Annotated in this window: 11 protein-coding genes; 2 read left to right on the top strand and 9 right to left on the bottom strand. The window is 70.3% G+C overall.

Annotated features, from left to right (window positions below):
* On the bottom strand, positions 1 to 831 hold an 831-nt coding region (locus C665_RS16415), incomplete at its 3' end, for a TPM domain-containing protein (protein WP_004323018.1).
* 3 nt (positions 832 to 834) lie between these two features.
* Positions 835 to 1,473 (bottom strand): LemA family protein, encoded by a 639-nt coding sequence (locus C665_RS16410; protein WP_004323016.1) that lies wholly within the window; start codon positions 1,471 to 1,473, stop codon positions 835 to 837.
* 160 nt (positions 1,474 to 1,633) lie between these two features.
* On the opposite strand from C665_RS16410, the gene C665_RS16405 reads away from it, so the two are divergent.
* Positions 1,634 to 1,960, top strand: a complete 327-nt coding sequence (locus tag C665_RS16405; protein ID WP_004323015.1) for a DUF2249 domain-containing protein — start codon at positions 1,634 to 1,636, stop codon at positions 1,958 to 1,960.
* Here the strand turns inward: C665_RS16405 and C665_RS16400 are convergent.
* The 5 genes from C665_RS16400 to ppk2 form a co-directional block, all read right to left on the bottom strand.
* Positions 1,957 to 2,166 (bottom strand): hypothetical protein, encoded by a 210-nt coding sequence (locus C665_RS16400; protein WP_004323014.1) that lies wholly within the window; start codon positions 2,164 to 2,166, stop codon positions 1,957 to 1,959. The genes C665_RS16405 and C665_RS16400 overlap by 4 nt on opposite strands.
* 11 nt (positions 2,167 to 2,177) lie before the next feature.
* Positions 2,178 to 3,518 (bottom strand): glutathione-disulfide reductase, encoded by a 1,341-nt coding sequence (gorA, locus tag C665_RS16395; protein WP_004323013.1) that lies wholly within the window; start codon positions 3,516 to 3,518, stop codon positions 2,178 to 2,180.
* 64 nt (positions 3,519 to 3,582) lie between these two features.
* Positions 3,583 to 4,140 (bottom strand): glutathione peroxidase, encoded by a 558-nt coding sequence (locus C665_RS16390; RefSeq protein WP_004323012.1) that lies wholly within the window; start codon positions 4,138 to 4,140, stop codon positions 3,583 to 3,585.
* Between the two features lie 121 nt (positions 4,141 to 4,261).
* Positions 4,262 to 4,900 (bottom strand): hypothetical protein, encoded by a 639-nt coding sequence (locus C665_RS16385; protein WP_004323011.1) that lies wholly within the window; start codon positions 4,898 to 4,900, stop codon positions 4,262 to 4,264.
* A 183-nt stretch (positions 4,901 to 5,083) separates the two neighbouring features.
* Positions 5,084 to 6,301, bottom strand: coding sequence for a polyphosphate kinase 2 (gene ppk2 / locus C665_RS16380; RefSeq protein ID WP_004323009.1), 1,218 nt, complete (start codon positions 6,299 to 6,301; stop codon positions 5,084 to 5,086).
* A 140-nt stretch (positions 6,302 to 6,441) separates the two neighbouring features.
* Here ppk2 and C665_RS16375 point away from each other — a divergent pair, with 140 nt between their 5' ends.
* Positions 6,442 to 7,395 (top strand): alpha/beta hydrolase, encoded by a 954-nt coding sequence (locus C665_RS16375; protein ID WP_004323007.1) that lies wholly within the window; start codon positions 6,442 to 6,444, stop codon positions 7,393 to 7,395.
* Positions 7,396 to 7,442: 47 nt separating this feature from the next.
* On the opposite strand, the gene C665_RS16370 is transcribed toward C665_RS16375, so the two are convergent.
* Together C665_RS16370 and xpt are read right to left on the bottom strand one after the other, a co-directional pair.
* Complete coding sequence (locus C665_RS16370) at positions 7,443 to 8,306, bottom strand: HDOD domain-containing protein (protein WP_004323005.1); 864 nt, start codon at positions 8,304 to 8,306, stop codon at positions 7,443 to 7,445.
* A gap of 84 nt (positions 8,307 to 8,390) precedes the next feature.
* Positions 8,391 to 8,993, bottom strand: a complete 603-nt coding sequence (xpt, locus tag C665_RS16365; protein WP_004323003.1) for a xanthine phosphoribosyltransferase — start codon at positions 8,991 to 8,993, stop codon at positions 8,391 to 8,393.
* Between the last annotated feature and the right edge of the window lie 229 nt (positions 8,994 to 9,222).

The raw sequence follows: 9,222 nt of genomic DNA, 5'->3' as shown, positions 1-9,222 counted from the left end.
CCCGAGCCTGCCGCCGCCCAGGCCGCCGAGGCTGCCGCCGCGGATGACCGGCCCTCCGCCGCGATGCGGCGGACCGCCGCGACCGCCGCCGCCGATGCCGAGCGCGAGCACGAAGACCACGGCGAGCACGCCGCCGACGAGGGCGAGAAAGAGGCTGGCGGTAAGCAGATGCACGATGAGCCCGGTGACGGCGCCCGTCGCGAAGGCCCCGGGTTTGCGCCCGAGCATGCCCACCAGCACCGCGCCGAGAATCGGCACGCCGACGAAAAGCAGGGCGCCGAGGTCCTCGATGCCGGCGCCTCCGCCGCCGCGTGCGGCGGGTTCCGGCGCAGGCAGGTTCTCGCCGCGGATCAGCGCGGACAGGCCTCCCACACCGGCGTCGATGCCGCCGGCGAAGTCGCCACGGCGGAGGGCCGGCGTGATCGCGCCGTCGATGATGCGCCGGGCGGCGAGGTCGGGGATCGCGCCCTCGAGCGCACGGGCGACCTCGATGCGCACCTTGCGGTCGTCCTTCGCCACCAGCAGCAGCACGCCGTCGCCCACCTCGCGACGGCCGATCTTCCAGGCATCCGCGACACGGAAGGCGTAGGCGGCGATATCCTCGGGCGTGGTGCTGCGCACGAGCAGCACGGCGATCTGGCTGCCATGCGCGGCCTCGAAGGCGGCGAGCTTGCCCTCGAGCGCGCGCACCTGCGCCGCCGACAGCGTTGCGGTGAGGTCGGTCACACGCGCCTGCAGTGCCGGCACCGGCTGCAGCGGCTGGGCAAGCGCCAGCCCGGTCGCGAACAGTGCGGCGAGCGTCAGCAGCGCGCGCCAGAGCTGCTGCGCCATCGCTCAGCGTCCGCCCTGGCCACCGAAGTCGACCCGGGGCGGCGCCGAGATCGCGGCCTCGTCGGCCACCGTGAAGCCGGGTTTGGGCTGGTAGCCGAACACCATCGCAGTGAGGTTGGACGGGAAGCTGCGCGCCAGCACGTTGTATTGCTGGACGGCGTCGATGTAGCGGTTGCGCGCCACGGTGACGCGGTTCTCGGTGCCCTCGAGCTGTACGCGCAGGTCCTGGAAGCCCTGGTTCGCCTTGAGGTCGGGGTAGTTCTCGGCGACCGCGAGCAGACGCGACAGCGCGCTGCCGAGCTGGCCCTGGGCCTGCTGGAAGCGCTCCAGCGCCTGCGGGTCGTCGAGCATTCCGGGGGTGACCTGGATCGATGTGGCGCGGGCGCGCGCCTCGATCACGCGGGTCAGCGTCTCCTGCTCGAAGGCGGCTTCGCCCTTGACCGTCTCGACCAGGTTGGGGATGAGATCGGCGCGGCGCTGGTACTGGTTGAGCACCTCCGACCACGCGGCGCGGGTCTGTTCGTCGAGGCGCTGGAAGTCGTTGTAACCGCAGCCGGACAGGGTCAGCGAGGCGGCGAGGACGAGCGGTAGCGCGAGGCGGCCGAGGTGACGGAAAGGCCGACGAGCGGGGCGGGAATCCATTTCGCTTCTCCGGAAGATGCCGGTGGAAAGATCTTCACTCTAGCAGTGCGCACGGGGTTTTTGTCCTTGCTCAAGGATTCCGCCTGCGCGCGGTACTAGGATTCGCGAGCTGCGATTCCGGCCGCAGGTTCGAGACCGGACCCCCAATGGAAGATCCAAGATGTCCGATAACGCTGTTCACCCCTTCGATGCGCGCGGCGTTGCCAAGCGCTTCCGCCATGCCGCCATCTTCGGTGCGCTCGAGTCGCTCGAGGACGGCGAGGTCATGCGCTTCGTCAACGACCACGATCCGCTGCCGCTGCTGAACCAGATCCAGCAACGCTACGGCAACCAGGTCGGCATCCACTACGTCGCCCGCGAGCCGGGCAACATCGTCATCGACTTCACCATCCAGCTCGGCGCTCCGGCTGCGGTGGGGGCGCCCGCTGCCGCGGTCGCCGGTGGCGGCGGTTGCGGCGGCGGTGGCGGCCACGGCTGCTGCTCCTAAGCCTTTCCGTACTTGCGGAAGACCGCGCGGGCATCGGCCTGCGCGCGTTCCAGGGTGCATATCGACGGATCGTCGTCGTGCCCGCTGAAGAACCCGTCCTCCTGGGCGGCCATCACCAGCTTGATGGCCGCCTTTTCGCTCTGGTCGTAGCGCTCGTATAAAAGCGTGGCGACCTCGTCCAGGTGTTGCTCGTAAGTCATCGGCATCGCTCGCTCCCTTAGCGCATGGTGACGAATTCTTCGGCGCTGGTCGGGTGGATCGCGACCGTGTCGTCGAAGTCCGCCTTGCGCGCGCCCATCTTCACCGCCACCGCGAAGCCCTGCAGCATCTCGTCGGCGCCGTCGCCGATCACGTGGGCGCCGACGATGCGCTCGTCCGCGCCGACGCAGACCAGCTTCATCGAGGTCTTCGGACGGTGCTCGGTGAGCGCGTTGTACATGGCGGTGAAGCGCGTGCTGTAGACCTTCACGTCGGCGAAGCGCTTGCGCGCCTCTTCCTCGGTGAGGCCGACGGTGCCGATGGCCGGGTGGCTGAACACCACGGTGGGGATGTTCTCGTAGTCCAGCTTGCTGTCGGACCCGCCGCGGAACAGGCGCAGCGCAAGCCGGCGACCCGCCGCGATCGCCACCGGGGTGAGCTCGGCGCGGCCGGTGATGTCGCCGATCGCGTAGATGCCGGGCACGTTGGTGTTCTGGAACGCGTCGGTGGGGATCGTACCCTTGGCGTCGGCCTCGATGCCGGCCGCGGCGAGTTGCAGGCGGTCGGTGTTGGGCTGGCGGCCTGTGGCCCACACCAGCGCGTCCACCTCGAGGCTGCCGGCCTCGCCGCAGTCGACGAGCAGGCTGCCGTCGGCCTGGCGCCGCAGCGCGCGCGCCCGGGTGCCGAAGCGAAGCGCGATGCCGTCCTCCTGCATCTGCGCGGCGAGTTCGTCGCGCAGCATGGCGTCGAAGGGGCGCAGCAGGCGATCGCCGCGCACGAGCATGGAGACCTCGCTGCCCAGGCCGTGGAAAACGCCGGCCAGCTCCACCGCGATGTATCCCGCGCCGACCACGGCGACGCGACGCGGCTGCGCCTCGAGGGCGAAGAAGCCGTCCGAATCGATGCCGAGCTCGGCGCCGGGCAGGTCGGGCAGGGCGGGGCGGCCGCCGGTGGAGATCACGATGTGGGGTGCGGTGAAGCGCTCGCCTTCGACCTCGACCACCCGCGGGCCGGAGAAGCGTGCGAAGCCGCGCTTCAGCTCGACGCCGGACTTGTCCAGCATGCCGGCGTAGATGCCGTTGAGGCGCTCGACGTAGGCATCGCGACGCTGCTTGAGCGTGGCCCAGTCGAAGCGCCCGGCGACCTCCGCGAAGCCGTATCCGGGGGCATCGCGCAGCGCCTGCGCGATGCCCGAGGCGTACCACATCACCTTCTTGGGCACGCAACCGACGTTGACGCAGGTGCCGCCGAGGCGGGCGGCCTCGATCAGCAGCACGCGCGCACCGTATTCCGCGGCGCGGCGGGCGGTGGCGACGCCACCGCTGCCGCCGCCGATGGCGATCAGGTCGTATTCCTTCATGGGTTCTCCCTTTCCGTGGGCGGCTGGCGGCCGCCTCGTTGTCGCGCTTGGTGGGGCGCGGCGCTCACAGCGCCTTCTCGATTGCCGCGATCACCTCGGGGGCGTCGGGCTTGGTGCGGCTGCCGAAGGCCGCCACCACGCGGCCGTTGCGGTCGATCACGTACTTGTGGAAGTTCCACTCCGGCGCCGCCGACTGGCGTGCGATCTCGCGGAACAAGGGATGCGCTTCGGTGCCGGTGACGTGGATCGGCGCGTACATGTCGAAGGTGACGCCGAAGTTCTGGAAGCAGACCTCGGCGGTCTCGGCCTCGTCGGCAGCCTCCTGGCGGAAGTCGTCGGACGGAAAGCCGGCGACCTTGAGCCCGCGCGCCTTGTAGCGCTGGTGCACCGCCTCGAGCTCGCGGAACTGCCGCGTGAAGCCGCAGTGGCTGGCGGTGTTGACCACCAGCACGGGCTGGCCGGCGTAGCGGTCTGCGAGCCGCACCGACTCGTCGGCGTGCAGACGGCGCAGGCTGTGGTCGTAGAGGCGCGTCGTCGCATCGTCGGCAGCGCCGGCGTTGGGGGCGAGGGTGGCGAGCAGAACGGCGGGGGCGAGGGCACGGGCAAGACGGGCGAAGGACATGATCGGTCTCCTGGCAGGAACGGCAAGCGGTGGACCGGGCGATGCGCGATCGGTTCGCCTTGTGGGCGTGGCACGCGCAGCGAGGCACCGGACCCGCCTCGTGGCGGATCCGCGCCGGGGCTCAGAGGCGGCTGAGATCCTCGATCGCATCGACCACCATCCCGGTGCCGACACTGATCAGCAGGATGTCGGCGGCGACGCGGACGAAGCGATGACCTTCGGGCGGCATGCCGAGGCGTAGCACGATGTCGCCCGGCGCGTCGTACCACACCACGTCGCGCGGCAGCGGCGCGCCGATGCGCCACTTCTTCGCCTGTCCCGGCGGCATGCAGCCGTTGCCCTTCTTTGCCAGTCCGGGTGGGCAGTCGCCGGCACGGAAGCGGTCGCCGTAATACTGACGCACCACCTCGCGGTGACGGTCGGAGAAGTAGGCCGAAACGCGCGGCGACGAGCCGGCGCGGTCGGTGCGATGTTCGCGGTCGCGGTCCTGCTCGCGGCCGCGCGCCTGGCCACCGTCGCGGTCTCCACCGCGCCCGCGCGTCTCGTCGCCACGCACGTCCCGATTGCCCTGCTCGCTGCGTTTGTCGGGGCGCTTGTCGCCGCGTTCCTGGGGACCGCCGTGATCGGGTTTGCCGCCCTGGACGCGATCGGGTTTGCCGCCGCCGGCCCCGTCCGGCTTGTCGGCGAAGGCCGGGCCGGCGAGGAGCGCGGCGACGATCAGGCCGGCGGTGGCCTTGTGGCGAAGTTTGCCGATGTTCATCTTGTTCTCCCTTGTCGTTTGTGCCGTGGGGCGCGCGGGGGCGGCCAGCCGGCGAGGAACATCCCGCCGGCGACCCGTGCCTGCAGGATAGATCGCCACGGACGCGGCCCGCACGACGGCTTACCTCTTGTCACCAGCCGTCGATCCCGGATGCAAATGTGCGCTGCGTCGGACCGCAGACGCTTACAGCAGCGCCACGGCGTCCTTCTCGCCGCGCTCGTACACCACGTTGGCACGGCCTACCAGCAAGGGATCGAGCGGGCCGATGAGGGAGACATCCTTGTTGGCATAGGGCAGCTTGTGCAGCACGTAGCGCAGCGCGTTGAGGCGTGCTCGCTTCTTGCAGTCGGACTTGACTACGGTCCATGGCGCGTCGGCGGTGTCGGTGTAGAAGAACATCGCCTCCTTGGCCTTGGTGTATTCGTCCCACTTGTCGAGCGAGGCGAGGTCGATCGGCGACAGCTTCCACTGCTTGAGCGGGTGCGACTCGCGCTCCTTGAAGCGGCGACGCTGCTCCTCGCGGCTCACCGAGAACCAGAACTTGATCAGGTGGATGCCGCTGCGCACCAGGTTGCGCTCGAACTCGGGGACCTGGCGCATGAATTCGTTGTACTCGTCGGGCGTGCAGAAGCCCATGACGCGCTCGACGCCGGCGCGGTTGTACCAGGAGCGGTCGAACAGCACGATCTCGCCGGCGGTGGGCAGGTGCTGGATGTAGCGCTGGAAGTACCATTGGCCGCGCTCGAGCTCGGAGGGCTTCTCCAGCGCCACCACGCGCGCGCCGCGCGGGTTGAGGTGCTCCATGAAGCGCTTGATCGTGCCGCCCTTGCCGGCTGCGTCACGGCCCTCGAAAAGGATCACCACGCGCTGACCGGTCTCCTTGACCCAGGCCTGCAGCTTGAGCAACTCGACCTGCAGGCGGTACTTCTGCTTTTCGTAGGCCTTGCGCGACATCAGGTTGCGGTAGGGGTAGCCGCCCTTGCGCCAGTCGGGCGAGAGCTCGTCGTCCGGATGGGCGCCCGGCGCCTGCGGCAGGTCGGCGCGCATCAGCGCGCGGCGCAGCATGTGGATGTCGTCGGGCGAGGCGCCGTCGAGGATGGCCTCGAGCGCGTCCTCCCTTTTGGCCTGCGGATCCGCAGCCGCTCGGGCCAGGATGTCCTTGACCGCGACGAGCTTGGAGTCCTGCGCGGCGTCGATCGCCTGCTCGATCTCGAAGGCCTCGATGCCCGTGCTGCTGAAATCGGGTGCGGTGTCGCCGGCCGCGATCGGGCGTGCGGGGCCGGCGGCCCTGGTCTTCGCGCGCGCGGCGCCGGCGTCCTTGGCGCGCGGAGCCGTGCGCGGCTTCTTGCTGCGGGTGGAGGCGGTGTCCACTACGGGGACGGTTTCCTCGGTCTTGTTCATGATGACGCTTCTCCCTTGTCTGCACGAATTCTAATCCCGTGCTTTCCGCAGGGCACGCCCGTCGTGGGGTGCGACGGGTAGAATCGCGGACTCCGCCCGTGGCCGGGCGTGGCCCGGCAAAACGCAATCCGTTCTCGATCATGCCGCTGACCAAAGAAACCCGTTCCCTGCTCGACATGGCCTACCGTGTCGGTGCCCCCCGCTTCCACGAACTCGCGGTGGCGCAGGCGCGTCATTCGGCGCAGAAGCTGCACTTCGCCTTCCGGCCCGAGGCGCCCGCGGTGGCCTCCACCGCCGAGGTGCCGATCCCGCGCCCCGACACCTCGGCGCTGCTCGCCCGCCTGTACCGGCCCTTCGGCAGCCACGTGGACGACCGTCTGCCGCTGGTGATCTTCGCGCACGGTGGAGGCTGGTGCATCGGCGACGTGGCGAGCTACGACGTGGCCTGCCGCGAGCTCGCCAACGGCTCGGGTTGCGCGGTGCTGTCGGTGGAGTACCGGCTCGCGCCCGAGCATCCTTTCCCCGCCGCGCCCGAGGACATGCGCCTGGCCTTCGATTGGTCGGTCGACAACGCCGACCTGCTCGGCATCGACCCGGTGCGCATCGCCCTCGCCGGCGACAGCGCCGGGGGCAACCTGGCGATCGTCACCGCGCTCGCCCTGCGCGCGGCCGAGGTGAAGCCGGCCTTCCTGCTGCTGATCTACCCGAGCACCGAGATCCGCAGCGCGCGGCCCTCGCGCGAGCGCTACGCCGAGGGCTTCTTCCTCGATCGTGAGTCGCTGCAGTGGTTCTTCGAGCGCTACCTGCCCGGCGTCGATACCGAGGACTGGCGGGTGTCGCCGATGCGCGCGGCCTCGCTCGCCGGGCTGCCGCCGATGCAGGTGATCTGCGCGGAATGCGATCCGCTGGTGGACGACTGCCTGGCGTTCGTCGAGCGCGTGCGCAGCGAAGGCGGCGAGGTGGCGCTGCGTGTCTTCGAGGGCGTGGTGCATGGCTTCTACACCCTGGGCAAGCTCATCCCGGAGGCGCGCGAGGCCGTGGCGCTGTCGGCCGCGGCCTTGCGCTCCCACCTCGCGGAGTGCGCGCAGTCCTGAGCGGATCCGGCAGGCGGGCGTCCGCCGGGAACGGCCGGCCGCGGAGTTCAGCCGCAGGCGGCGGAGATCAGCTCCTGACGGCTGGCGCGGGCTTCGGACATCAGGGTGTCGAAGCCGTCGCGATCGAGTCCGTCCGCCACGCTCGCTTCGAGCAGTTCGCCGCGCTGGCGGCTGCCGAGCAGGGTGTCGAAGGGGTTGGGCGATTCGGCCGCGAGGGTGGCGAGGAAGACCACGTCGCCGAGCTCGGCCGGCGGCCACTCGGTGTTGGCGAAGGGGTCGGCGGCGCAGGCCGTGATGATGCGCTCGGGCATCTCCAGGGCTTCGAGCACGGCGTCGCGCACCGGCTCGTCCCAGGTGGTGACCACCTCGGCGAAGCGGCCCATGTCCCCTTCCAGCGCCGGGTAGCGCGCCGCGCGCGCAAGCAGGTAGAACTGGCCGATGTCGAGCATCAGGCCGGCGAGCATCGCGGCATCGGGGTCGGGGCGCTTGAGGTGGTGTGCGAAGGCGCAGGACCACGCCGCCACGTCGATCGAGTGCATCCACAGGCCGCTGGCGATCAGGCGCATCTGGCGCGAGCGGTGGTCGCGCGCGAGCTGCTCGGCGGCGACCGCGAAGGCGAGGCAGCGCAGCGTGGACAGGCCGATGCGCTGGATCGCATCGCTCAGGCTGGTGATCTGGCCGCGGTAGGGGTTCAGCGTCAGCGTGTTCGCCATGCGGATGACCTTGGCCGCAAGCAGGGGCTCGGTCTGCACCGCGCCCGCGATCTGCGCGAGGGAGGTCTCCGGGGCGTCAGCCAGCTTCTGGACGCGCACCGACAGGTCGAATACGGTGGGAAAGCTCGTCACGCCTTCGCGCAGCTCCTGCTGCACCTGTTCGGCGAAGGCTTCGAATTGGGTGTCGAAAGAGCTCATGGGCCGGTTCCGTTCGTGTGATCGTCGCAGTCTATGCGCATGCTGGCCGGCGTGCGCGTGCATATCCCACGAACGACCGTCGCTTCAGGGCTGGGTGAGGCGGACGTGGCCGTTCTCCAGCGCCTCGACCTGGGCGAGCGTGCACACCGGCACGCCGAGGGCCTCGATGGCGGCGTGGCCGTGCTTGAAGCGCTTCTCGACGATGAAGCTCGCGCACAGCACCTCGGCGCCGGCCTCGCGCGCCATCTCGACCAGGGCCACCGCGGTGCGGCCGTTGGAGAGGAAATCGTCGACGATGACGACGCGGTCGGTGGGCACGATGTAGCGCTGCGACAGCACGAGCTTGGTCTCGCCGCCCTTGGTGGGCGAGGGGATCACGCGCGCGATCGCGGGGGATTCGACCTCGGGCGCGTACTTCTTCGCATACACCAGCGGCACGTCGAGGGCCTGGGCGACCACCAGTCCGGGGGCGATGCCGCTGGCCTCGGCGGTAAGCACCACGCTGGGTTCGAAGCGTGCCAGGCGCTTCGCGAGCTCCTGGCCCATCTCGGTGATGAAGCTGGGTTCGATGCGGTGGTTGAGGAAGTGGTCGATCTTGAGGATCTGGTCGCCGATGACGGTGGCTTCGGCTTCGATACGGCGCACGAGCGGGCCGTAGGGGCGGATGAGGTCGGGATCGGGAAGCATGCGCGGGTCCGTAAACGGGAACGCCCCCGGGCCGGGGGCAGGACGGGCGGATTCTAGCCGAAGGCAGCGTGCTTGACCTCCAAGCCTCGCGCCCGATCGTGACCGCGGCTTCGATCCGGTGGCGGCGCCGGGCGGCCGCTCGCGGCCCGTCGCCGGCTCGCGCTCCCGCGGCGAGGGGCTTGGGTGCACGGCACGCGTGCTCGGGCCAGGTCGACGGCGCGTGCGGCTC

Source organism: Thauera aminoaromatica S2 (genome assembly GCF_000310185.1).
In the GTDB taxonomy this organism is placed as follows: domain Bacteria; phylum Pseudomonadota; class Gammaproteobacteria; order Burkholderiales; family Rhodocyclaceae; genus Thauera; species Thauera aminoaromatica.
Note: the sequence above shows the minus strand (reverse complement) of the source record. Positions and strands in the feature narration are given on the sequence as shown.